Annotated in this window: 15 protein-coding genes and 2 pseudogenes; 9 read left to right on the top strand and 8 right to left on the bottom strand. The window is 66.8% G+C overall.

Translation table 11 applies throughout. From position 1 onward, the window contains the following. Nucleotides 1–275 precede the first annotated feature (275 nt). Nucleotides 276–5819, top strand: coding sequence for an AAA domain-containing protein (locus EAD89_RS16525; protein ID WP_199733531.1), 5544 nt, complete (start codon nucleotides 276–278; stop codon nucleotides 5817–5819). 130 nt (nucleotides 5820–5949) lie between these two features. On the opposite strand, the gene EAD89_RS16520 is transcribed toward EAD89_RS16525, so the two are convergent. The 5 genes from EAD89_RS16520 to EAD89_RS16500 are packed head-to-tail and all read right to left on the bottom strand — an operon-like array spanning nucleotide 5950 to nucleotide 16086. After that, nucleotides 5950–8715, bottom strand: coding sequence for a sigma factor-like helix-turn-helix DNA-binding protein (locus tag EAD89_RS16520; RefSeq protein WP_121676362.1), 2766 nt, complete (start codon nucleotides 8713–8715; stop codon nucleotides 5950–5952). 36 nt (nucleotides 8716–8751) lie between these two features. Continuing rightward, on the bottom strand, nucleotides 8752–10761 hold the full coding sequence (locus tag EAD89_RS16515) for an AIPR family protein (protein ID WP_121676361.1): 2010 nt from the start codon (nucleotides 10759–10761) through the stop codon (nucleotides 8752–8754). Next, complete coding sequence (locus EAD89_RS16510; RefSeq protein WP_121676360.1) at nucleotides 10758–11765, bottom strand: PD-(D/E)XK motif protein; 1008 nt, start codon at nucleotides 11763–11765, stop codon at nucleotides 10758–10760. Before EAD89_RS16510 ends, EAD89_RS16515 begins: the two co-directional genes overlap by 4 nt. Then, entirely contained in the window at nucleotides 11762–14560 is a 2799-nt protein-coding gene (locus EAD89_RS16505) for a Z1 domain-containing protein (RefSeq protein WP_121676359.1), read from the bottom strand. The genes EAD89_RS16510 and EAD89_RS16505 overlap by 4 nt, the downstream gene beginning before the upstream one ends. Nucleotides 14561–14607: 47 nt before the next feature. Further along, a complete protein-coding gene (locus tag EAD89_RS16500) occupies nucleotides 14608–16086 on the bottom strand; it encodes an ATP-binding protein (protein WP_121676358.1) in 1479 nt (492 codons plus the stop codon). Between the two features lie 333 nt (nucleotides 16087–16419). Between EAD89_RS16500 and dcm the strand changes: the two genes are divergently transcribed. Continuing rightward, nucleotides 16420–18372: a DNA cytosine methyltransferase gene (dcm, locus tag EAD89_RS16495; RefSeq protein WP_233578746.1), complete on the top strand. Its 1953-nt coding sequence runs from the start codon at nucleotides 16420–16422 to the stop codon at nucleotides 18370–18372. Nucleotides 18373–18391: 19 nt separating this feature from the next. Here dcm and EAD89_RS16490 read toward each other — a convergent pair whose 3' ends face one another. Next, nucleotides 18392–19696: an ATP-binding protein gene (locus tag EAD89_RS16490; RefSeq protein ID WP_121676356.1), complete on the bottom strand. Its 1305-nt coding sequence runs from the start codon at nucleotides 19694–19696 to the stop codon at nucleotides 18392–18394. A gap of 42 nt (nucleotides 19697–19738) precedes the next feature. Next, nucleotides 19739–20167, bottom strand: coding sequence for a very short patch repair endonuclease (locus EAD89_RS16485; protein ID WP_233578744.1), 429 nt, complete (start codon nucleotides 20165–20167; stop codon nucleotides 19739–19741). Nucleotides 20168–20578: 411 nt separating this feature from the next. On the opposite strand from EAD89_RS16485, the pseudogene EAD89_RS31060 reads away from it, so the two are divergent. After that, nucleotides 20579–20727, top strand: a pseudogene (locus EAD89_RS31060) (helicase); the annotation flags it as partial. 161 nt (nucleotides 20728–20888) lie between these two features. On the opposite strand, the gene EAD89_RS16475 reads toward EAD89_RS31060, so the two are convergent. After that, entirely contained in the window at nucleotides 20889–21143 is a 255-nt protein-coding gene (locus EAD89_RS16475; RefSeq protein WP_121676354.1) for a GntR family transcriptional regulator, read from the bottom strand. Nucleotides 21144–21740: 597 nt separating this feature from the next. On the opposite strand from EAD89_RS16475, the gene EAD89_RS16465 reads away from it, so the two are divergent. From EAD89_RS16465 to EAD89_RS16440, 6 genes and pseudogenes are all read left to right on the top strand, one after another. Beyond that, on the top strand, nucleotides 21741–22004 hold the full coding sequence (locus EAD89_RS16465) for a DivIVA domain-containing protein (protein WP_121676353.1): 264 nt from the start codon (nucleotides 21741–21743) through the stop codon (nucleotides 22002–22004). Further along, a pseudogene (locus EAD89_RS16460) lies at nucleotides 22001–22237 on the top strand (hypothetical protein); the annotation flags it as partial. The gene EAD89_RS16465 and the pseudogene EAD89_RS16460, both read left to right, overlap by 4 nt. 116 nt (nucleotides 22238–22353) lie before the next feature. After that, complete coding sequence (locus tag EAD89_RS16455) at nucleotides 22354–22560, top strand: hypothetical protein (protein WP_121676351.1); 207 nt, start codon at nucleotides 22354–22356, stop codon at nucleotides 22558–22560. A 318-nt stretch (nucleotides 22561–22878) separates the two neighbouring features. Then, nucleotides 22879–23532, top strand: a complete 654-nt coding sequence (locus EAD89_RS16450; RefSeq protein WP_121676350.1) for a DUF6308 family protein — start codon at nucleotides 22879–22881, stop codon at nucleotides 23530–23532. A 4-nt stretch (nucleotides 23533–23536) separates the two neighbouring features. Beyond that, nucleotides 23537–24283 (top strand): hypothetical protein, encoded by a 747-nt coding sequence (locus EAD89_RS16445; protein ID WP_121676349.1) that lies wholly within the window; start codon nucleotides 23537–23539, stop codon nucleotides 24281–24283. Next, nucleotides 24280–25566, top strand: coding sequence for a DUF6361 family protein (locus EAD89_RS16440; RefSeq protein ID WP_121676348.1), 1287 nt, complete (start codon nucleotides 24280–24282; stop codon nucleotides 25564–25566). Before EAD89_RS16445 ends, EAD89_RS16440 begins: the two co-directional genes overlap by 4 nt. Nucleotides 25567–25592 lie beyond the last annotated feature (26 nt).

Here is a 25592-nt window from a genome sequence, read left to right as displayed (position 1 = left end):
TAAGCAGAACTGGTGCAGGTAGTGTGCGAAGACCGCCAGTGGGGAGGTCGGGAGTGATGTGCGTCGGGCCGGCGTGTGAGTGAAGGCTGACGATTTCGAGTAACAGCGCCGCGATTCCGGCAAACCACGCACGAGGGTGCTCCGAACGGGCGTTGGCGCCGGGCTGGCACAAGCCTTGGCTTAGATGTCGATCTTCTCCCGGCACGACGGGATAGCCGACAGATGAGGTCTGTCGGTTGTCAGATTCCACATGTTCCAACCACCGAAGGTGATCCATGCTCTCCCGCTCCACGTCCTCGGCCGAGTCGCCGGCGCTGATCCTTGACCGGGCTGCCTCGCTGGTCGACTACCTGATGGCCGTACGGGCACAGATGGAGAAACCGGCCCGGACAGTCCCCGCTGGGGTCGCTTTCTGGCAGCACGCGTTCCCCGCCCATCCAGCCTGCGAGGTCGGCGTCTCCGTCGATGGCGCCAGCTGGCTCCGGGTGGGACTGCCCGCGCCGGCCCGTTCCCTGCGGGCGCCCGGGCAACTGGCGCCGCACCTGAACGGTCCGCTCTCGTACGGCACGGAGCCTCGCCTGATCGGCACGGAGGAGGAGATTGAGCCGCTGCGGGCCCAGTTCGAGACGTGGCGAGAGCAGGAGTGGCGGCCGTGGGCCGAGCAGGCCCGGCGCACCGAGGAGGTACGCCAGCTGCACCGCAGCCTGTTCGACCTCAAGCACCGGGTCGACATGAACGCCGCCACGGACGAGCTGGTCTGGGGTCACGGCGTCATCCGGACCGAGGTCGCCGGCCACCGCGTGCACTACCCGTTGGTCGTTACCCCGGTGGCGATCGAGTTCGACGCCGACCGGTCCCTGGTCACGGTGGTGCCGCAGGGCGCGGCCCGGTTGCAGACCGACCCGCTGAGCGGGCTCGACGAGCGCTACCTCGCCCAGCTGCTCGCCCTGGCCGGCTCCGGCGGCCAGCTCGACCTCGACGTGTGGGACGAGTTCACCCGCCGGGAGTTCCTCGAACGTGCGCTGCGTCGACTCGGCCAGGACCCGGTCGTCCGGGACGCCGACCAGCCCGCCCCCGCCGGGGTGCACGTGCACGACACCGGTGTGCTGTTCACCCGGCCCCGGCAGCGGATGCTGCGCCGCTTCCTGGAACAGCTGCGCGCCCGACTGCTCGCCGGCGACGACGCCAGCATCGGCGCGCTCGCCGCGGTCCTCGCGCACGAACCCAGCAAACTGCGGATGCCGCAGGACCAACCGGAACGCTGGACGCCGCTGGGCGAGCGGCTGCTCATGCCGCTGCCCACCAACGAGGCGCAAGAATCGATCGCCCGCCGACTCGCCCAGCACCGCAACGTCGCCGTCCAGGGCCCGCCCGGCACCGGCAAGACGCACACCATCCGCAACCTCATCTGCCACCTGATGGCGCACGGCAAGCGGGTGCTGGTGGTCGCCCAGAAGGAGGACCCGCTGCGGGTCCTGCGCGACGGCCTCCCGCAGGAGATCCAGTCGCTCTGCCTGGCCGTGCTGGGCCGCTCCACCGACCAGCTCGTGCAGCTCCAGCTGGCTGCCCGCGAACTCTCCGACCGCGGGGCGACCCTGGACAAGCGGGGCGAACAGCAGCGGGTGGACCGGCTGGGCCGCCAGCTCGAGGAGGCCGAACGCGACCTCGGCCAGGCCCTCGGCGGTCTACGCACGATGGCCGAGAACGAGGCCGCCCACCACGAGATTGAGGGCATTCGGCTTTCCCCGAGCGACATCGGTGTCTGGCTGCGCGAACGGGCTGACCGCTACGGCGACATCCCCGACGACCTGCCACCGCACCTCGACGCGCCGCTGAACGCCGACGAGTTCACCGAACTGCTCGGCATCGTCCGACGTACCGTCAGGCAGGATCGGGCGCAGGCGCTGCGCGACCTGCCGACGGTGGCCGACCTGCCACCGGCGGCGGCCGTCCTGGCTGACCGGCGCCGGCTAAACGAGGCGGCCGGGGAACTGACCCAGCTTGCCGCCGCCGGCGTCGCCCTGCCGCAGGTCCGCGCCTTCGGCCCGCAGCCTCTCGACGGCCTCGCCGCGCAGCTGCGGGAGGCGCTGACCATGCTCGCCGCACGCGAGGGATCCTGGACGGACCGGCTCGGCACCCTGCTCCAGGCCGACCCCAACTGGCACCAGATGTGGCACGACCACGTCGAGGCCTGCCAGCGGGGCCTCGGCGAGCTGACCGCCGCCACCCGGGTCATCGCCGGCCACCAGGTCACCGTGCCGGACGCATACCTGGCCGAGCCGCGTCGGCTGCTGGCGCAGCTCGCTGAGCTGCGGCAACGCTTCGCCGCCGGCAAGGGCGTCAGCCGGCTCTTCCAGGGCACCCTGGCCAAGCTGGCTACCGAGTGCCGCATCGACGGCGAGATCCTGCGCGCCTGCGACGACGTCGACATCGTCGTCGCCTACGTCGGCCGGCACCGGCTGCGCCAGGAGCTGACCGCCCGCTGGCAGGAGTGGACCCAGCCGCTCGAGCTCACCGTCCCGGCCGGCGCCCACCCCGAAACGTGGGCCGGCCGGCTGCTCGCCGAGGGCGAATCCGCCCTCGACTGGGATCGCCGCCGCTGGCCGGCGCTGCATGCCACCCTCCGGGGACTGCTCCCCACCATCGCGCCCACCGTCGATACCCGGCGGCTGACGGCCGTCACCGACCTCGTCGCCCGCTGCGCGACCGTCTTCACCCACGACCGGCTGGTCGCCGCCGAACGCGAGATGGCCGCCGCACTCCAGGCCGGCATGTCGGGTAAGGACGCCAGCGAGCTGTGGCGGCTGCTCGACCTGAGCCGGCAGAGCGCCGACCTCGACCGCTGGGATTCCTACCTACAAGAGGTACGCCGGCTCGCCGCCCTGCGCCCCGAGGCGCAGCGTTTCCGGGACCTGTCGGCCCGGCTCCGCGAAGCGGCGCCCGGCTGGACGGCGACCATCGAGGAGGGCACCGCGCCTGCGCTGGACGGTAACGGCGCCGACTGCCTGCACCGCTGGGAGTGGCGGCAGGCGCAGACCTGGTTCGACACCGTGGTCGGCAGCGTCGACCCGGTCGCCCTCGGCCGACGCATCGAGCAGACCCGGGAGCGGATTCGTCGCCTCACCCAGGAACTCGTCGTCGCCTCCTCCTGGCTGGAGGTCTCCAAGGCGCTCGACGACCGCCGCCGGGCCGCGCTCGCCGACTGGACCACCGCGCTACGCAAGATTGGAAAGGGTACGGGGAAGAACGCCGCCCTGTGGCAGGCCCACGCCCAGCGGGCGATGAGCGCGGCGGTGGACGCCGTACCGGTCTGGGTCATGTCCGTGGACCGGGCCATCGAACAGTTCGCCAGTGGCGCCCACTTCGACGTGGTGATCGTCGACGAGGCGTCCCAGGCGGACGTGTTCTCGCTGCCCATCCTCAGCCTCGCCGAGCGGGCCGTGGTCGTCGGCGACGACCAGCAGATCGGTCCGCAGCTGTCGTTCGTCGGCGCCGTCACCGGCCTGATCAACTCGCATCTGGTCGACGTGCCGTCGGCCGAGCACTTCGACCCGGAGAGCAGCCTCTACGACCACGCGGTCCGCCGCTCGCCGGAGCGAATCCTGCTCACCGAGCACTTCCGCTCCGTGCCGGCCATTATCGGCTTCTCCAGCCAGACCTACTACGGCGGCGAGATCGAGCCGCTGCGCGCCGACCGCCCCGCCGGCATCGGCGACCCGGTGATCGCGGTGCACGTGCCCGAGGGAATCCGGCAGGACCTCACCACCTACGGCAACGTCAACGTCGCCGAGGCCGAGGCTCTGGTCGCACGGGTCGCAGCGATCGTCGCCGACCCCGCGTACGCCGGCCGGACCATCGGTGTGGTCAGCCTGCTCAGCACCAGTGGACAGGCCCTCTACCTGCTGACCCGGATCCGCGAGACCGTCGGCGAGGAGGAGATGGAACGCCGGCGGCTGCGCGTCGGTGACTCGTACACCTTCCAGGGCGACGAACGCGACATCGTGCTGGTCTCCCTGGTCGTCTCCCCGCACCAGGGACCCGTGTCGGCGTTCACCAAGCGCGACCACCACCGCCGAGTCAACGTGGCCGCGTCCCGGGCCCGCGACCAGCTCTGGGTCTTCCACTCCGTGCAACCCGCCGACATGCGCGAGGACGACGCCCGCGGCCTGCTGCTCACCTACTGCCAGAACGTCACCGTCGCCGACGAGGCGTACGACGACCTGGAGAAGCGCTGCGACAGCGACTTCGAACGCGCGGTGCTGCGCCGCATTCTGCTGCGCGGCTACCGGCCGCTGCCACAGTTCCGCATCGGCAGCTACCGGATCGACTTCGTGCTGCCCGCCCCGGACGGCCGCCGCCTTGCCATCGAATGCGACGGCGACGCCTACCACGGGCCGGAGCAGTGGGAGAGCGACATGCGCCGCCAGGCGGTGCTGGAGCGGGTTGGCAACTGCGTGTTCGTGCGGATCCGGGGGAGCGTGTTTAGCCGGGACCCGGAGGCGGCGATGGAGCCGCTCTGGCAGCGCATCGAGGAGCTGGGCATCGGCGTCGCCCCGCCCGTCGCCGCCCCCGCACCTGCCGTGGACGGGGCAACGTTCATTGAGGCCATGCCGGTCATCGATGTACCGTCCCTGCCTCAGCAGGATCGGCGGGTGGCCGTGGATCGGCACTGGCGCGACGAGGTCGGATCGGTCGTTGACGCCGAGCCGGTGAAGGAGCGCACTGAGCAGGAGGCATCGGTCGAGGATCCGACGGTGGACGGGTACGAAACACCTGCATCGCAGCCGGTTCTTGGCGTTCCCGTACGAGACGACCCATCTGAGCTTGGGACGGCGAAGACGCCTGCTGCCCCCAAGCAAGCGGAAGCACCTGCGCCCGGGTCGCCGACAGGAGCTCGGCAGGGCAGCGACGAGCCGCAAACGACTTCCTCGCCGACGGGTGTCGGACCTGCCACCGCCCTGTTCGACTCACGGCCGCTAGCCCGGGACCGGGCCGGGAGCGAACAGCGGGAGACGGAGGATGATCCGGACGCGCCGGTGCCGGCCGGCTATCGAAGTGTCGCCTGGCTGCGTCCCTATGAGGCGGGAGCGGTGATCAGCAGCTACCGGCATCGCCAGGACGTGCCGGTCCGGCACGACGGCAAGATGCTCGGCTGGGCCAGATTCCACCCCATCACGTCGGCGGAGGCGCGGAAACACCGGGCCAACGTCCGTATCGACCGGGCGGAGCCCGGCGGGCCCCGAGTGGTCTGCTGGGTACGCCAGAACGAGGCCAAGGCCGTCGTGGAAGCCGCGAGAAACCGACAGGACAGCCCGGTCGAGGACCGCGACGGCTCGCCGGAAGGAATGGTCCAGTACTTTGCCCCGGGTAGTGCTGCGGCGAACCGGTACCGGAGTGTCACCCGGCTGCTGAGGCTGATCGCTCAGGGCAGAAGTACGCAGAGGCTCTCAGTCGAAGCCGTGACAGGACGTCCACCGGCCAGACAGGCACAGTCCGGGGCTGAGCTGGAGGGACAGGAGCTGGAAGCGGTCTTTCACGCGGCGATGGTGAAGACCTACGAGCGGGCGCGGGACGAGGCGAATTACAACGCAGGTCTGCTGCTCAGGATGGTTACTGCGAAGGGCGGATTGGCGACGGCCCGACAGTTGCTAGCCAACCCTGCCGTCTCTGACGGGTTCACGGCTCTCTGGGAGCGGGGTCGCATGGATCTGACAGCCGAGGCGGTCGTACTGCATCCGCAGTTCCGATCGCTGTTCACGGCCGAGGAACTGGCTGTTGCCAGCAGCCGGGTGGCTGACGCATCTTCCAACCACTCGTGACCGGACGCCGAGGCGGCCGTCACCTCCACCTCCGGATGGGGTCACGGCCGCCTCGGTCGTCGCGAGCGTCCAGCGATCGGGCCGCCAGCGGCCCCTTGCGTCGTCTCCGTCAGCCCTGGTGCCGTTCGCCTTACGCACGCAGGAGCCGGGTCGTGCTCCTGTAGCGTTCAGCCGCCGCGCTGCCCGGCTCGAAGTACTCGACGAGGCCCGCCGTCGTGTCATCAGGGCCGAGAATCGACACCGAACGCATCTCAGCCGCAGCCTGGGTGATGCTGAACGCTTCATGCTCGCGGATCCAGCAGACGATCCGCTCCCCATGCGTCCGGGACCTGCAGACTGTGACGTTCGCGCGGAACCTTGAGGCGTCCACAGAGCTGTCATCGACGTACCTGGCCCAGCCCGTGATCTTTTCGCCGTCATGTACAGGAACATCGGCGTGCAGCTGGTAGGCCAGCACGGCCGCCTCCGCCTCGTGCGGCCGAACCCAGCCGACACTGCGATAGCCCGTCGGCACCGGCACCCAGCCTTTGCCGGCCAAGAGTTGATCGTCGTCCTGATCCACGGATCCGCTCTCGGTCAGCTCGTCCGTGCCTGTGCTGTGGCTGTCCAAGTCGTCATTGGCCGTTGTCTCGTTCCCGCCATCTGCCTCGCCGGGACCGCTCTGCGCTGTCTCCGCAGCGGCGCGATCAACGACCTCAGCCTGGTTCGCCCACTGATGCCGGGGGCGTGTCCAAACCTGCTCCAAGAGCCCCGCGATGTCGTCGTCGCCGCGCTGCCGGTAGGCCGCAAGAATACGCCGAGGCTTCGCATCGAGCGGAAGACCAGCCGCGTCGGCGAGCGCCATCGTCGCCTCTTCCGGGGTCCCGACTCCCTCGGCGCCAATCAAGGACACGGCCTGGTCGAGCTGGTCCGCCTCCGGGTCGACCGGATCCTCAATGGAGAGGTTGAAGCGCTCGTATGGACCGAACTCGAGGAATGCCATCTGTCCCTCGCGCGCTTCGAGCCGATCCAGGAACCTCTTGATGGTGCCGCTCGCAGGCTGGAGCCCTGTCCATCGGATGCTCTGAGTGCCGAGATCCGACTCCAGCTCCACCACCTCCCCTTGAGCGCATCCGACGAGGTTTGCCACGCCAGCGGGGACAGGGAAGCCGGATCCGCGAAGGTGGTCCCGGGTGATGGTGATGCGGAACTTCCACCAGTCGTCGTGTCGGAAGAGTCGGCGGGTGGCGGTTGGGGCCTTCCGCGGTGCCACCGGCGATTCACGACGTCGCACGACGCCCTGTGTGATCTCGTAGTCGCCGTTGCCGGCATAGGCTTGCACACTGCTGGGAGATACGTCGAAGCGGCTGGTGATCGACTCGATCAGGCGGCCGATCTCGATTTCGCCTCCCGCTGCTGCGAGCTCCAGGCCGATCTGCTGCCGGATGGACGTGTACTCCTCCATTTCCCAGCTGGCAAGCCCCCACGTCGCCCGGTCGGTCCTGACGAAGCGCTCGTCCTCGCCCAGCTGGTTGGCGAGGCTACGGATGCTGTTGTCCCGGCCCATGTGCAGCTGCAGCTCGTCGATGTGGAGAGGCTCGCCCGTCGCTGCCAGCAGCCCTGCCGCATGGTCGCTGAGCGATCGGATGCGGGTCAGGATCTGGTTGTTGTGCAGCGTGTAGCCGCACCAGGTCAACCAGGCGAGCAGCTCGGTCCTGGGCATGGTGGTGGCTGCGGTGACCGCGGCGAGGTCAACCAGACCGTGCTCAGTTGCGAAGTCCTCGAGTAGCGTTCGCGTCTGCTCGCGGGCTGTATTCACGTCGGGCGCGGCGGCCCACCCGTCGGTGACCTCGAAGTAGTCATCGAGGCGGTCGAGCACCAGCCACAGCGGCACGTCGACGCCGGGAACCTCACGGGCGAGATCAGGGTGCAGCGTGATCAGGCGGTCCAGCGCGGCGATTGGTTGGATCTCAGCCCGGAGACTGGCGAGGAGATTGCCGATGCTGGTGCCGAAGTGGAAGGTGCCGGCGAGCAGGTCCCTGATCTTGTTCTCGATCTGACGCACACGCTCGCGCGATACATCGAACTCGCTCGCGAGTTGGGCGAGCTTTTTCGGTGGTCTGCCGAGGAACCTGTCCCGCAGGATCCGCAATTGTCGATCATCGAACTCGGACAGGAGCGCGGTGAACTCGAGAACGGGATCGGAGCTGCCGCTGTCTGCGGCGATGTCTCCGGCGGTCAGGGAGTTCAGCCGAAGCGCCACCTCCTGGATTTGCTCGGGCGCACCGTCGTCGATGACGACCTTCAGCAGCGACTGCTCGCCGCGTTGTCGGATGTGGCGCCACGCTGCCAGTTGCCCGAGGTCCTCGAGCAACTGTGCCTGCGCCGGGGGCAGCGCCGCTGACGACGCAGTCTCCGCTCGCTCCTCGCTCTCGAAGCGGTCGCTGCCGTTCGGATCACCCGAGCGGATGATGGCGGCGGACACGAGCGCTGAGATGACCTCCTCGACCGTGCCCTGTCCCGTGCCGCGGACGTCATACAGATCCCTGACCGACAACGACTCAAGATCAGCGAAGCTCTGCGCCTGAAGTCTCTGGAACGCGGTTCTGGCCCGGGCTCCGGTCGACAGGGTGGACAGGGGCAGGCTACGGGGGACCGTCGGGAAGCTGGGTCCGAAAACCTCTTCCGAGTGCCGTACCAAGAAGAGTCGGGCGAGGTAACGACAGAGAGCGTCATGCTGGGCCGTCATCGTCGTGACCGCAGGCGACTCCGTGAGCCACCAGTCCGGCGAGGGCGTGAGGTCGGTGAGTTCCCGTGCCGTTGCGGGAGTGTGATGAGTGAGCCAGGGCAGCACCTGGATCCAGGACGCATCGTGGTACGCCTCGGGAGGTAGATCCGCGAATCCCGCGCTGGTCACAGTGTTCCTTTCATGCTCGTACGGTGCGCCACGACGTCAGGGCGCGCTCTTGAACCCGAGCCGCTGTGCCTCGGCCATGACCCGCAGTACCTGCGATGCCTGCTTTTCGGCAACCGGCCAGCTGTTGTTGATATAGCGGCCGACAGTTTCCGCCAGTTGTCGCTGCCAGGGCTGAAGGTTCCTCGTCTCCTTGGCCCATTTCGCCAGAGCGAACCATCCGGGGGCGGAGACAGCCATCACCAGAGCGACATCGCCCGCGGTGGTTTCATCCGAAGCTGTCGGAGCGCTGTCCTCCAGCGGCTGGTCCGCCAGTTCGGCCGCGAGATCGTCGGGGACCGTCCATGGGATGGCGAGCACCGACTCCCAGCAGTCCGGGCGCTTTGCCCATTCGCCGATGTTGGCGCCTCCTCGGAGCGGGTTGACGATCACCTCGCGGATGGGCGCGCAAAGGTCGTCGAGAGCGGCGGCGAGCGCGGGCGACAGGCCCTGCTCCCGCCAGATGCGGTCCAGGTCCACCCGCCGGTTGGTGGCCTCCACGAGCCGAGCTATCGAATATGAGGTGATGTTGATTTTGTAGCCGCCGAAGTCTCGCGCTGCAACGATCTTGTCGGTGGCCTTGAACAGGATTGCCTTGGCGAGCAGACGTTGCGCGTAGCTCTTGTCAACCTCCGGGGCATTGTCACCCATCCGCATCATGAGCTCGCGGAAGTTCTTCTCAGCCCCTCGACTCACCAGGTAGGGGAGTCCGGCCCATGAGTGAATGAACTTGGCAGCGTCAGCCTTGGTGAACTTCTGCGCGGTCGGATGCAGGCCCTTGAACTTGCGCTGGTTGGCTGGGGTGCGTTCGCGGGCCAAGGCGTCGGTGTACTGCCCTCGGGCGCGTTCGTAGAACCACTTCGTCTCTTGCCCGCTTCCGTCCGCTGCCGGTGCCCAGAGTGATCGCGTGACCTGCTCGATGGCAACGTGGAACGGGTGGTTGGAGCTGAAGTCAACGACCGTGACCTTGTTCTGGGTATTCGAGTACTTGGAGATCTCCGGAACGATTTCCTGCAGGCGGTCGGGGGAGACCCGGGTCAGCTTCATCTGTACATGGACGCGGCTGAGATCCGCCTTGTCACGCGTGTGTGCGTAGTGGATCGAGGCCGTGGTCTGACCGCCGTTGACAATTTGCAGATCGTGGATCTTGCTGATCGCCTGACCGCCCTCGGGTAGCTCAGTGAACTCGACGGTCGAAGCGGTGGCGGTGATGCCGTTGTTGTAGGCCAGAAAACGGTCCGGGTTGTGCAGAAGCGTGTCCCGGATCCCCTTGTTGACCCCACCCTTGGTCTGCAGGAACGACCGGACATTCAGCTCCAGCAACCGTGTGCCGTGCCGGCCGTAGAGGTCGGCCAGCTCCTGTCCCGGGATGATCGCTAGGAAGACGGAGTAGTTGCGGTCGGTCTCGGGCGTCGCGAGGCAGGGGAGCGGTGGATCGAACTCGACCGCGATCGGCTCGCTGAGCGTCCCCGAGGAAGCCAGCCGGTGGAGCCGGTTGAGGTCCCAGACCTCGTGGGTGACGGTGAGACCGTCCAGCTCGCCGGGCGGCAGCGTCGAAACCGCGCTGACGGTGTCCGTCAGGAGGAACAGTCGGATCCGCGGAGCGTCAGGCAGAGCCTTCTCAACCGCGACACACATGTCATGCACGTCCGACGACTCATCAATGTCCCTGGCGAGACCGTCACGGCACTTGCGTACGAAGGTCAGCAGCCGCTTGAAGTGCCCCTCAGCTTGGCTCCGAGTCAGGCGAGCTTCCTCCGGCTGAAGGCTGAACTGGGTGATGAACAGATCCAGGGTCCCGAGGGACTCGTTCATTCCGTAGCCGTTGACCTCAAGACCGAGGGCCTTGTGGTATGCGGTGAACGTGTTCTCCACCTCGCCGGCCTGCTCCAACTCATCCAACACACGTCGGGTGAAGGTGTCCGGAGCGGTGGCGTTCTCCGCCTCGGCTGTGGCGAGCACGTCGGCGACGAGTTCCTGCGCGTAAGCCGACAGGCTGGTCTGGCTCATGCCTCCCCCTTGACAATCCTGGCGACCCGCTCGGCGGATACACCGTACTGGTCCAGTCCGACAGTGCTGATTCGGTAGCGGCAGCCCCCGACCCCTGGCCGTAGGTCAGCTTCCGTGATGCGCGGAAAGTCGTCGGTGACGTGCCAGAAGTCCGTTCCCCGGACGGTGTAGCGGAGCTCGTCGTACAGATGTCGGTGTTCGGAAAGGTAGCCGGCACGGATGAGCCGATCATCAAGTTCTGCTCGTACCGCCGCGGACGGTGACGCCTCACGCAGGGAGTCGACGACGGCGTTGAGCGACTCGCCGGAGCCGCCCCGACGTTCGTCCAGCGACAGGTGGGTCAGCAGCAGATGGTCTGTCCCGGTGTCATCGAGCTGGCGCTCGCTCGCGATGACGATGCTCCGAGGGTTTCTCCCCGTCCCCGTTTTGACCTCGATGGCACAGCTGGCCAGCTCGAAGTCCTGATTCGTCCCGATCGGCCCACGCCAGGCCGACACCGCCTCCTGAGTCGGCAGGACCGGACAGAGGTGGTCGCGTAGGACGATCAGCTCCCCGAACAGACCGCGTCGTGCCTCTTCACTGAGCCCTGTGTCGCGGATGGACTGGAGGAGATGACGCCAATGTTCGAAGCGCTCGATGGCCGCAGTCAGAGCCTCAACGGGGCCACCCGCTGCCTGTGCGGTCGCGGCCATGTCGGCGATCAGCGGATTGAAGACCTCGCGCCGCTCGTCCACGGTGAGGACGACCCGAAGCTCGGTGCTGCCGTCGGGCGCCGTCGCGAACTCGATCACAAGACCGCGGGTGCTGGGCAACGACGGAAACTGATCGAGCACCGTCTGACCGGCAGACGCCGGCACCCGCAGAAGGAGCACCCGCCTCCCGGTTGGCTGCTGAACCGCCAGGAAGATGTCGTGCGGCGATTGTGGAAAAAGCCGTCGGGCGACGATGCCGTACGGGTGGTGTTCAGCCTCGAGGGGGCCCCAGTCTTCTTCTCGGATCGTCACTCGTCCGGATCCTCGTCATCGAAGAAATCGATCTCGAGTTGCCTCCAGACGTCATTGACAACGTACTCGGTCTCGGTCGGGTGCTCCGAGAACGGGAAGCTGATCGCGAAGCCGACCAACGGAGGAAGGTTGGCGTCGTTCTCAGCCTCGGGGTGTTCGATCGGGTAGATAAGGAGTAGCGGCTCCTGCACGGGCCGGAACCTCCGGAGCGGTTGCCCGGTGGGGATGGTCGGCTCCTTGAACTCCTTCCCCTTGCGGTCGGCTTCGAGCCGACGCGCTGCGCTCGTCGCTTCCAGCGCGCGTGTTCGGAGCTCACCGGAGAGATCCTTGCTCTCGTCCGCTGGGCTGAGCACGCGCTTAATGGTGTGCCGTCCTTCTTCCGGTTCCAAGCCATCCGGACGGGAACGGGTCACGAGGCGAAGTCGCTGGGTGCCAATCTTGCGCGGCGTTCCGGTGGGCGTGCCCACCAGTCTCACCGTCCAACGCGACAGCTCACCCACCGAAATGCAGCCACGGATGTATTGCGCGATGAGCGCCGGGCGCACCCGGTAGGAGCCGCGGTCGGAGATGTATCCGTCGAGGAAACCGTCAATGATCTCGGTGGGCGGCACGCCGTGCCAGACCAGGCTGGTCCCGTCGAGTACAGGAGCGTTCTGCTCGTCCAAGCCGGTGATGAAGCGTTCGAGGATGTCGAAGTTCCGCCGGACAGCCTCGGCATGCAGACTGAAGACCGTTGTCTCGGGAAGCTCGCCGGAGTAGCTGAGCCGCACCTTGACGCCGCGTCGCATCTTGTTGGCGGCGGTGACCGCCAGCCCGGCCGGAGAAGCGCGCACGCGCAGTCCAAAGCTCTCCGGCGTCTGGCCGAGGCGCGCCATTTCCGCAAAGTCCTGACGGAGCTCGTTGTCCGCTGCAGTGATCTCACCGTACGAGTTGAAGAGCTCGGGCGTCGTGTACAGCCGGCACAGGTCCTCGTAGCCTGGGCGGTAACCGAACCAGCGGCCCATCTGCAGCAGCGTGTCGTACATACTCGACGTGCGCAGGTAGTAGCTGACGCTGAGGCCTTCCAGCGTCAGGCCGCGTGAGAGCTTGTCCGCACCCACGGCGATGACGGACAGACCGGCCTTGCGGTTCTCGTAGTACTCGAGCGCGTCGCGGGAGGTGCCGTTGACAGCCCGGACATCGATCTTCCGGAGAGCCGGTCGCAGCTCCTTCTCTACGTCGGTCCACTGGACCGGCGACGCTTCCTCCGCCGAGAACGTCGCACTGGTCGTGGTGAAGTCTCTCTCCCACAGGAGCCGGAGTCGGGCGAGCACGTGGGTGGCTTCGCCGCCCATGCCGTCGCGGAGTTGGTCACGCGTCAGGCTGACGTGCTCGTCGATCTGGTCGCGGATCCGGTTCTGCACGCTGACGAACCGCGTGACGTGGACGAGCATGGAGTTGTGCTGCGAGCCCTGTCCGCGTACCCGACGGGCGGCGCACGTCAGAATGAAGGAGTCGATCGCCTCGCGGAGTGACAGGGGAAGTTCCTCCGGCGGCACCCATTCCTTCTTGTGCCGCGGACGCATCCAGGCCTCGTGGTCATGGACGGGGCGGAAGATCGGAAGAGCTCTGATCCCGTCGTCATCCGGGTCCGTCGCGTTCAGCCCGAACACGCGCTCCGGGCCGAGGTAGTTCGAAGGCGCAGGCAGGCTCTCGATGAAGCTCTCGGGGAACAGGTCGAGCCCGAACGTGTCGTGGTCCGCCTTCGGCTTGATGTAGATGTTGGCGAAGGGCGTCGCGGTGTATCCGACGTATGCAGCCTTGTCGAAGCTGTTGAGCAGATGCCTGATCGACCGGTTGATCGTCGAGGGGTCGGTGTCATCGTCCTTGGTCGTGTCGACGGACGCGTGATCCGCCTCATCGTCGATGACGAGGAGAGGAATGTCCCGCACGACCTTGGACTTACCGTCCCCGACGGGCACGCCCTCAACCTCGACGATCCACTTGCGGACGTTCTCAAGGATGCTCTTGTGCTTCTTGATCACGAGAACGACGGGGTAGTCACCGATCGGCAGATTGAGGTTCCTGGCTATCTGCTGCTTGAAATCCCCACCCTCCGCGCTGTTCGTCAGTGAGGCGATCTTCAGCCGCTTCACGCCTGGCATCACGCCGACGCCGATGCGTGCGGTGTTCGTGGTTTCGTCATAGCGCTGCTGGTACTGCGTGTCGAAGCCGAGCAGGCCCTCATCGACCCGGAGCTGGGTCTGACTCCGGAGGCTGTTGTGGATGCCGGCCAGGATCACGATGAGCTTGTAGCCGGCGTCGGCCGCCTTGCTGGCGAAGCCGATGTAGTTGCCGGTCTTGCCCGACTGCACCTGGCCGACCACGAGTCCGGTACGACGCCAGGCGCCCGGACGTCGGGGGTCCTCGATCTGGCGCAGGATGCGGTCCGTGCTCTGGTCCAGTCGCCGGACGACCCGCGGCGGCATCAGGCGGACATCCTCGAGATACCGGCGGTAGCGGTCCCAGAAGTCCCAGCTACGCTCCAGCTGAGCCTCGGTGAGCCACTCGATGTGGTTCCGGTCGTCCTGCAGACCGACCGAGTCGTCCTGCCATACCGCAACCCGCGACTCGATCTCCTTGCGCAGGACGTTCTTGTCAAGCAACTGGCCGCGAGACTGCTGCATCACCCAGATCGGATCGACGCTCTCCGCGATCTCGTCGTGCGTTGCCTGACGGTCCTGAGGAAGCAGTGCGAGCACGAGCCGGATCGCCTGCTGCATCGCGTCATGGATGTCCTGCGTCTGCGCCGTCATGTGGCCCTCCCCGTTGATCTGATGTGCGGTCGGCGGCGGTAGGGCCGTCAGCGTTGTTGCCAGAAGCCGTCGAACTGGTCGAAGGGCGGCATGAGCGCGAGGCGCTCCTTCGCCTCGCGAGGGGTGCGGCCCTGGGCGACGAACGCGGCGTAGATGCGGTTCGCCACGTCGCCCACTTCCTTGGGTGCCGCTCCGAGGAAAGGCTCGGGGTCGTCCGCCACGTCACCGTCGTGCATGATCCGCAGCGCGGCCACTGGGACGGTCTCTTCAAGCAGCCTGATCAGCGCCTTGGCGTCGACAGCGGCATCGGGGCCGCCCTGCATCACCTCCCGCACCAGCGGATGGTCGCGGTTGATGCGGCACCGGATGCTGCCGTCGCGCTTGTCCACCCGCCAGGCGTAGATGAACTCGGCGCCGTGCTCCCGGGCAGCGATCCGACCACGATGGCTGAGCACCTCGGCGGCCCTGCTGCGGGTCGCTGTGCCGATGCGCTGGAGATGGCGTCGAACACCTACCGGAGGCACTGCCGTCGACTTTCGCACGTCGATAGCCCATTCGGCGTCCGCCTCAGCCGGGACGTCCACCACTATCCGCGCCAAGTTGTACCGCTCGTCGCGTCGGAAACCGCGGATGCCGAGCCAGTCGCCAGCGAGGATCAGCCGGTCCCTTCGGTAGACGTAGAACCCTTGCTGGTCGAGCCAGCCGGCTGGGCCGGCGGCCTGTTCCTGCTGCTCGGAGTCGAGCTTCTTGGGATGGGGCAGGATGAACGGCTCGATCCGCACGGTGTGCGAACCGACGGGCAACTCTTCGGTGGGAAGTCGCTGAACCGAAGGATGGCCGCTCAGAAACGGATCCCACGCCTTTACCGGAGTGCCGTTGACCGTCATCGTGATCCGGTTCCGGCCAGTCAGGAAACGGGCGAAGACCATACCGAGGTGCTCCTCGACGCGGGTCACCTCGGTGTAGAACTGCTTCTGCGCGCGGGTGTCCTCCACCGCCAGGCCGTCGACGTCGAACCGGTGCAAACTTCGCCAGATCACGGTTGTGCCGACACCCCCGTCCGGTCGCAGCCGGGCCAGAGTTTCAGCGGTTTCGTCATCGGTGCCGTGCAGCAGGCGCCACTCGCTGGTGGCGGACACGACCGCCAGGTCCCAGGTGCGGACAGCTTCAGCTGCGCCGGCCTCGGGGCTTGTCGCAACCGTGAGTCGGGCGGCCTGCGAGAACGATGCGCTCTTCAGGCCCATACCGAACCGGCCCAGATCCTCAGATGTGCGAGCCTTGAAGGAGCCGCGGGCGGCGACCGTCATCGCGCTGACAAGGTCCTCGGTCGTCATGCCTCTGCCGTCATCCACGACCGCCACCCACGAGGCAGGGCCCGCCCAGGTGAAGTAGACGTCGATACGCCGGGCGCCGGCCGAGACGCTGTTGTCAACGAGGTCCGCCACGGCGGCCTCGACGCTGTACCCGAAGGACCGCAGAGAGGTGACGGTTCCGGCGGGATCCGGGTTGGCGATGTCGTAACTCAAAGCAGGTCGCTCCAGTCGGGCACGGGGCTCGGGGGCGCCGCACAGTTTGCGTTCGTTGCTGTCCGACCGAATCAGCGCACCGATGTGGGGGTGCAGCGTTGGACTCGGTGCGGACAGCGCGAGTATAGGGAGGTGATGCTCCTCTCACGCGGGACGTCAAGATCGTTTATTGTGCTTCCGAGTGTTACATGCCTTTTGCCCGCGATGCTTCCACCCGTACGGATGGTTGGTTGCTCAGGTCAACGGGCGGGTTGACAGCAGGACGCAATGAGTCGCGGTGTGTCGGGATGGGCGATCGTCGACACAGGCGACCTAGCGGTAACCTGCCTGATCGTGACCACTGAAGACCAGCCCACCGCCACCCCTGTTCGTCGCCGTGGGTACGGGGTCAAGCTGGTTCGCGGTCCTTTCCTTCGCCTCGCACCTCACCCTGACGCCTGCTCGGAGCCCGAGGAGCTCGTCTCCTTGGTGTCAAGGCTCAGGGCCAGTGGCGGCCGTTTGGCCGCCGACTTGTTCAGCGGTGCTGGCGGTCTCAGCTTGGGACTCGAAGCCGCTGGATACCAGGTCGTGATCGCGGTCGACCATGACGAGGAAGCGATCGAGACCCACCGACATCATCACGGCGGGATGAGCGTCGACTGGGACCTAGGGGATCCAGAGCGGGTTCGGCAGGTCGCTGAACTGATCAAGGCGGCGGGAGTGGAACTCCTCGCTGGCGGCCCTCCCTGCCAGCCGTTCTCGAAGGCTGGGCGCTCGAAGATCAGGCACCGGGTCCGTCACGGGCTGCGTGACCCGTACGACGAGCGCCGGGACCTGTGGCGCTCCTACCTTGAGATCGCTCGCATCGCCCGCCCTCAGGCTGTTCTCATGGAGAACGTGCCGGACATGGCACTGGACAAGGAGATGTTCATCCTCCGGACTATGGTCCATGAGCTGGAGTCGATCGGTTACTCGGTCGAGGAACGCTCGGTGGAGACCTTCCGCTACGGCGTTCCGCAGTTCCGCCAACGACTCATCCTGGTGGCGCTCCGCGACGGCGCGGCCTTCACCTGGCCAAAGGAACAGCGCGAGCGGGTGACGGTCTGGAATGCCATTGGCGACCTCCCGGAAGTGGAAGGCGGATGGCGGCCGGCGGGCGGCGCGGAGGGCTGGACCGACTACGACCGACCGCAGAGCGAGTTTCAACGGCGCATGCGGAAGTCGGTGCCTGCGGACGACGCAAACAAGATCTTCGATCACATCACGCGACCCGTCCGCGAAGATGACGCTCGCGCCTTCGAAGCGATGGACGCCACCACGCGGTACCGGGATCTCCCGGACGAGGTCAAGCGATACCGCGAGGACATCTTCGACGACAAGTACAAGCGGCTCGACGAAAATAATCTGTCGCGCACGATCACGGCCCACATCGCCAAGGACGGCTACTGGTACATCCATCCGCGGCAGAACCGCACCATCACGGTTCGCGAGGCGGCGCGGCTTCAGACGTTCCCGGACTGGTTCCGCTTCGCCGGGCCACCGTCTGCGGCGTTCCGCCAGATCGGTAATGCCGTTCCTCCTCTGTTGGGAGAGCACCTCGCCGGCGCTGTCCGCGCGGCTCTGGAAGATCCGCGACCGGTGCCCGCGACGACGCAGGACATCGCTGCGCTTCTCGCCGCGTGGTTCGACAGCGCTGTGGTCCGCGGCCTTCCGTGGCTGAGGGCGGAAACCCGCTGGCAGGTGATTCAGGCCGAAATGCTTCTGGACCGCGCGCCGGCTGAGGTGGTGCGCTTCATCTGGCCACTCCTGGCCCGCTGGCGTGAGCCGCAGGAGACCGTCCTCGCGGAGGCTGAGCTGCTGGAGATCAGCAAGTGGGCTGGGCGGCCGGGCCGAGCCGGGGCGATTTTGGAACTGGCCGGCCGGCTCGCCGACAACCCGGAGCTGCTCCATGACGACGACCAGCTCCGCCAAGTCCCGGGGCTCACCGAAGCGGTGGCCGATCTCGCGATTCTCGTGGTGCCCGCACACAGCGAAGAGGAGTCCGAGGAGCCTGTTCTTGTGACGAAGGGCGTACTCCGGGTCGCCGCCCGCTTCAGCGGTGATCCTGTCGATCGTCGGAACCGGCTCACCGACGGCCGCTTGGAGATCGCCCGGATGATCGGCGCTGATTCGGACGCCCGGCGAGCCCATCTGGGGCTGGTCGAGCTGGCCAACAGTCTGTGCCGACCGGTGGAACCGGAGTGCAACGCCTGCCCGCTCCAGAAGCTCTGCTCGGAGTCGCGCGCGGACCCGCTACGGCTCTTCTGAGCCAGGGTCCGTCAGCGGCTCACGGCTCCAATCCCAACGACTGGGCGATCTCAGGGGCGTCCTTGCGCAGGGTCGCCGCGATTCGTTGCCAGGCGGCCCACTCGCCGGACTGCATCGCTGCCGCTCTCAGGGCGATCCCGGTGGTCGTCGCCGCCTGGGTGGCCGACCGGACGTCGGCGGACGCGTTCAGGTCCTGTGGCAAGGGCCGTGCCTTTACCCGGGCGCTCTTGCGGTAGGCGTCATTGGCGTAGAGGCACAGCTCGTTGACCGGCGCCTCCAGCATCTGGCGCAGCTGGGCTGGCAGTGAGACCCGCATCTTCGCGACGTTGATGTTGAAGGCGGAGTCGAGGTCCGTGCTGAAGTCGAGCGAAGCCCGGGCCATCTTGGTGTGCTCGTCGATGCCGCGGATGGCATTCCAGCCGCCCCACTGCACCAACCGGTCGGCGCGGTAGACGTAGAGCCCCTGCTGTCGGTTCCAGTTCAGTGGCCCGGAAAGTCGCTCAAATTCGCTAGGACTGGAGAACCTGTCACGGGACGGCAGGATGAAACGGCGTAGGTCAACGTGTCCGGACACGTTGCCGACGGCGACCTCGAAGCGCTGTGCGGGCAGCTCAGAACGACCGTCCTCGTCAGGAGCGAACGGGTTCCACGGTCGTACCTTCTGGCCGTTGACAGTGATGACGATCGGGGCGAGTCCGCCCACCCCTTCCAGGAACCGATGGAAAACGATCCCTAGGTGTTCCGCTGTCTTCGTCGCCAGCGCTTCCAGTCGCCGGCGCGCCCAACCTCCCTCGGGGCGGTTCTCAGGGAGCACGCGGTCGAGGTTGCGCCAGAGGACGACGGTTCCCGTCCCTTCGGCCAGCCACTGGCGGGCTCTGGCAACATCCGGATCCGCGCCAGGGTCGACCACCACCCACTGGTCCCACTCCTCGACGATGTCAAGGTCGAGGACTCGGGCTGAGGTCCGCACGACGTCGGGGGTGCTCCGGGAAATCACAGCCACCGAGCGGCACTGGGAGAGGGATGCGGTCTTCAGCCCCAGCCCGTAGCGGCCGAGTTCGCCCGCCTTGTACGTGCGACGTGTGCCCAGTCGGAGTCCCTCGAGCAGCGCTCCGGGAGACATGCCGCGCCCGTCGTCAGCGATGTACACCCGCGTCTTTGACCCAGCGAACTCGATCATCACCTCCACCCGCGACGCGCCAGCGGCGATGCTGTTGTCGACGATGTCCGCCACTGCGGTCGGGAAGTCGTAACCGATGTCGCGCAGCGAGTTCGTCAGGCGTGCAGCCGAGGGTGCGACGTCGAACCACGTCTTGCCGGGCATACGCCCTCCTCCGTCAAGTCGTCCCTGGTGACGACCAGGATGTCACAACCTACGTCGTGATCTTGAAACAGGAGCCGGCGGTGTCCGCAAATGCCGCCAAGTCTGCTCCAACTCCTCCGCCACGGCCGCCGGGTCCTCGTGTTCCCAAAAGTGCCGAACCTGCCAGCCCAGCGCCGTCAGTGCCGCGTCCTTCTCCCGGTCCCGTTCGACGTTTCGACGCAGCTTCGCCTGCCACCACTCACGGTTGTTCTTCGGCATCATCCCGTGCTTCGGACACTGGTGCCAGAAGCACCCATCAACGAAGACCGCCAGACGTGCTTTGGTGAAGGCGATGTCAGGTCGTCCCGGCAGCGCAGGATGGTTGATCCGGAACCTCAGACCGCGGCGGTGCAGTTCTCGGCGGATGAGTAGCTCGGGCTTGGTGGAGGCCCGGCGCATTCGCTTCATCTGGTTGGAGACCGCTTCACTCAATGGAGCAGGCCGACCAGCGGGTGGCCTCCCAGAGTCGCTGGTCATCGCCACGCTCGCGCACCCCGTCGCGGCGACCATGTTTCCTGCACGCGTCATCCCTATCACTCGTGTCGGACAACCTTGCGGTGTCCTATCCCGGAGAGTTGCCGCTTCCATCGGTGGAACGTCTACCTTCTATAGGCAGGAAGTTGACGCCTCGTTTGAGCAGCCGTCGGAGGTCCTACTGCTGTAGCTCACAGGGTTGACCTTGTCCATGTTGCCAGCTCAAAGCAGTCGTCGCTCCAAGCAAACTTCGCTGTTCGAGTCCTGAGGTCGGCCGACCTCGTCCAGCTTGCCGGAGAGGATCGGAGGGCCCGCTGGCAGGACTCCTGCCGGTAGTGTCCGGGGACTCCTTGTGGGGAGGTGGGATCGATGCTTGCGGGGCTGGAAGTACCGCCCACGGTCGTAGTGAACAGGTGATCAAGGCGGCGCTGGCCGATTTGCGCTCCGGTGATCAGCATGGGGTGGTGGTCGACTCGCCGCCCGGGGCCGGCAAGTCGACCCTGTTGATGCGCGCCGCCTGGCTGGTCGGGTGGCGTTGGCGTTGGTGCGGTGCCGGAATTCCCAACCGCGGTGCCTGCGTGCTTCGTGAGGTCTGCCCTCGCTGGCGGGCGGCGGCAGTTCGAGGTAGCTGACCGCAGCAGCCGTGAGCTCGGAGGCCCGCTGAGAGGAGAGTTCTCGCTCAGCCTTCTGACTGTCTGCCGGCCCGGTCGGCGACGAAAACGCCTAATCCCTGGTGGCCGTACAGCTCTCCGGTCTCAATGAGAATGGTCACGGCCTGCCGAACAGTCGACTGGCTGCCCACCTCGTACATCTCGGCCAGCGTCTTGGTGGACGGCAGTTTGTGGCCGGGCGGCCACTCGCCGGAGGTGACGCGCTCCCTGATGTCGGCGATGATTCGCCGGTAGTGCGGCTCGAACTTTCGTGGTGCGGGCATGCGAAGTACTCCCAGCTAGGCCCACACATCTGATCACGGCAGCCAGGAGAACTTCAAGGGCAACGGTGACTTTACCAGCAATGCCGGTAGGGAGCGAAGGCGAGAAAGACCCCAGCTAGGCACTGAGGTCCCTGACTTCGTCGGAGCAGCGGTTACCGCCGGCGCGGATACCAGAGTTCATGGCCGACGCGCGCTGCTCCGACGCCGAACACGTGACTCGGCCGCCTAGCGGCGAGCGAGCAGGAAGCAGGCCCAGGGTGGGTGCTGGGCTCCGGTCGGTACGGACGCGCGGTCGTACCGACCGACCCGCCCGCCTCGGCGCCGCAACCAACCGATCAAGGAGGGCCATGGACTCGGTCGACGAGATTCTCGGTGAACTGCCCCTACCGCCCCACGTCACTGCCGAAGACGTCAGCATTGCCGTCACGGCGGGCACCGTGCACGCGCTGAGCAGTGGCCCGACCGCATGCCGTCTTGCAACGACCGCGCACCCCACCCCTGCCGCCTGCACCGCTGGGGCCGCCGGAGCCTAAACCAACGCGGCCTCAGCAACCGTCAGATCCGCGCCCTGACCGCCGAGCAGAAGGCACCGCAGCGATGATCTACGTGACCGGAGTACGCCTGCACCCACACCACGCCCGCATTGCCTCCTTCGACACGCGCTGGCGCGGCCTCGACCCCGCTCAGGTGCGCGACTACCTCAACCGGGTAGCCGACGAACTCGAACGTCTGCACCGCGACCTGAGCACGGCGAACACCGAGGCCGAACGCATCCGCCAGGCGCTGCGGCAGTGGCAGTCGCGGCACATCGGCTGCCGTCACTCAGATCAAGGTTCACCGAACAGCCGGTGGCAGCGATGACCTCACCCCGCTGGATCATCCACCTCCCCACCACCCTGACCAGCCTCGATGAGGCCATCACCCTCGCCGCAGCCCTGCGCTACTCGCTCGGCCACGTCACCGCCATCGACTTCGGCGAGACCACCCTCAGCGAGGAGGATCGCCAGTTCCTGCGTACCCGAATCTGGTGTGACGCCAAGCTCGACGGGGCCGGCCGCTGCTGGCGCCCCGACGACCACGTCGGCCCCTGCGGGGCCACCGATGAGGGCCCACGCCGGTAACGTCCGGACATGCCCGACACCGCACACGACGACCTGCTGGCCGGCTTCACGGCTCCCCAGCCGTACACCCTGGAGACCGCGGATCGTCGGTGCTGCACGACCAGGTTGGACAGCTCCTAGACACCCCGGAAAACGCGGCGTCGGCCGCCGATATTGCCGACTGGCTGGGTCGGTGCGAGGTCCGCTGGCAGGAGACCGACAACCCGGAGGGTACGAAGGACGCCCTCGTCGTCGCCCTCAAGCCGCGCTTCAACCGGCAGGTGCCGAAGCCACGTCACGTGGGCGGTGGCGAATAGCGAAGCGGCGGGGGCGACTGCCCCAAGGTGCCCGCCTGTTGAATCGCCGCGACCCAGCGCAAAATCAACCACCCCTCAAACTGCCCACCCGGGCCGCTGACCGGGCCCGCACTTGTGCGCCAACCAGCCCACCTGATCGTGGCCCTTTCGGTCCTTCCGGGATTCAAGCTTTGGAGCGAAGCTGCTCTATGGCGGGCATGAGCGGCGAAGTATCGATGGCGTTGCCTTGCGGAGGCTGCTGAACGCGGCATCGCCACAGCGGTAGCGGAGGCCGTGGGCGCGGTGCGAACGAAGGCCAGTGAACGGGGGAGTGCAGCTATGCCGAACCACACCATGGCGACGATTGGTCTATTGCGGGGGTGCGCCGACCAACACCTGTCGGCTTACATCGACCCATCGGCTGGATTCGCGTTCGGTAGCTACGACCGGTGGTACACAACGCCGGATCGATTGACTCCCCTGGACTGTCTCGCTGGCAATCTGTTGAGCCTCCGGCTCGGCCACGCTGAAGTCATCCCCCTGTTCCAACCCGGTCCCAGTGCGGCGACGAGGCTGCGGGAGGCGATGCAACAGGTCCTGGATCAGACGTCCCCAGAACCCACACCCTCCGACCCGCAGTTCCTCACGCTCCGCTCCATCGAAGACGACGCCTTCCGGCTCCTGCGGGATGCGAACACGCTGACGAGTGAAGTGCCCGAATGGACGGCGGTCGCCGTCTGCAAGGTCTTGCACCGGCTCCGTCCCCACTTTGTTCCGCTCTACGACAGCGTTCTACGCAACTTCTATGGGACATCGAGGGAACGACCAGCGGACTTCTTCGCGGCCCTGTTGGAGGATCTCAAGGCGAACCACGAGTGGCTGTCCGAGTTCAGCGAGGGCGTCCGAACGCCGGATGGTCGGCAACTGTCGGTCCTCCGGCTTGCCGACATCGTCATCTGGCACCACAGCCGATTCGGCTGCCCGGAGGGCTAGTCACATGACAATCGCAGAGGACATCGTCGAACTGCTGCGCCAGAACCCGAATGGCCTGTCCGACGCTGAGCTCGCCAAGCGAACTGGGAAGTTGCACCAGCAGGTCAACCAGCGGTGCCGCACACTCGCCGAGCAGGGTCGGTTGGTTCGTGATGACAGCGCCGGCGTCATCGTCAACAGGATCGGCGCTGGCGCGACCGACTCCGCGGTGTGCGACCCGGGACCGGCTGCCGCCGCCTCGCTGGACGCCACCCGGGAGTGGTTCTGGGAGGGCAACGTTCAGGCGCGCCTGTGCAGCTGGCTGGTCCAGCAGGGATGGTCACTTATCCAGGTGATGAATACTGCCACGAGGCAACAGGGCACCGACATCGAAGCCTGCCGCGGCGAGGTGCGGCTACACGTCGAGGTCAAGGGATACCCGTCGAGGTCGTACGTCGACCCGCGGCGGACGGGCGAAGCCAAGCCGACGCAGGCCAGCACGCAGGCCGGCCACTGGTACGCGCACGCGCTCCTGAAAGCGGTTCGGCTGCGGGACAAGCATCCGCATGACGCGGTAGCGGTGGCGTTCCCGGACTTCGGCCGCTACCGGTCTCTCCTCGCAGAGACGCAGCGCAGTCTCGGGGCGTTGCTCATTGACGCCTTCCTTGTCACCGAGGACGGCGACGTTGCCCGGTGGGCGGAACGCGAAGCGGCCCAGCGCATGAATGCAGCATCGCCAAGCCCAAGCCTGGTACAGGAGAGGCGCGAATGATTTCCACCTCCGCGGTGTCGACGATTTCCTGGCTAGACATGGACGACGACCAAAGTCGGCGGATCCGTGAGGCGATCGCGGCACTCGACGACAAGGAAACCTTCGATCCGATCGGCACCGGCACCATCCGTGACGCCTTTTCGGAAGCTCTCTTTCCGGGTACGTCGACCATCCAGACTCGCCTGCGCTATTTCCTTTTCGTGCCGTGGACCTGTTACGCCGTCGCGGCCAAGCGACCCAGCCGCAAGGCGTTCCAGGACCGGTTGCGTGAGCAGGAGTGGCGACTGATCGAGGCACTGCGTCCGATCGGGGCCAATCAGGGTGTGATCGGCTACCGCGCTGGTAGAAAGCTCACCCGCCTGCCGGCCTCGGTCTACTGGCACGGCCTCGGCGCCTGGGGCGTTCGCACCCAACCGCGCATGACCCTCGCCGACTACCGCGACTTGGTGACTCGACCGGGTCGCGGAGACCGGACTATCCGCGACGACGAGAACGTCGTGCTCGGCGGCCCTCCGGCGCCCTGGGACCCCGGGCTCCCCGACCCGCCGGACGAATATCCCGCCACGGGCCTGAGCATGCAGTTGACCAGAGACGAGGCCTGCTATCTGCGGGACCGGATGCGATCCACGCGTGCCGTTGGCGCAGGTCAGGCAGGCGCGCCATCCATGCTCGCGTGCCTTGCCGAGGACCCTGCTGCTTGGTACGACCAGGAAGAACCGTGGTCCGAATCGCTACTCACCCTCCCGGCGCCTGTCAGCGAGATGCTGACGCATGCCCGCAACTTTTCAGACATCACTTTCGGGGCCCAGTTGCTCTACAACGTTCTGCTTTCCCGGCGAGCGGCAAAGCTGCTTTGCGCCGAGACGTCCCATCTCGATGACTGGGTCGCCAGCGAGATCGACGCCTGGATCGGGAAAATTACGGCTCGGTCTGACTCCCTTCAGGATTGGTGGTCGCGGTCTGACGCCTTCTGGGGCGTCGTCTCCGGATGCCGTGGCCGGGCGCGGCCCGGCACCCGTGCCTTCCTCGAACACTGGATCGGCGCCGCCGTCAAGGATCCACGAACGGCGCTGGAAGATGCCGGGTTGCGGCGGCGGGTCACGGAGCAGGAACTCGCGCTAAAGGGCCGCTACGCTCGGCTCAGCTATCAGCCGGCGCTTCAGTCGTGGGATGGCGATGCGATTGGTGGCGCGCCACTCAGGTACCGGTGGCCGACCGTACGACAGTTCCTTTCTGATCTGCAAGGCGGGCTTGCAGGAAAGGTGGCCGATGGTGCGGCCTGACAACCGAAGGACTCTCGTCGACGCTC

Origin of the sequence: Micromonospora sp. BL4, from assembly GCF_003667505.1 — a bacterium.
GTDB lineage: Bacteria > Actinomycetota > Actinomycetes > Mycobacteriales > Micromonosporaceae > Micromonospora.
The sequence above is the reverse complement of the archived record's forward strand: the minus strand, read 5'-3'. Positions and strand labels throughout refer to the sequence as shown.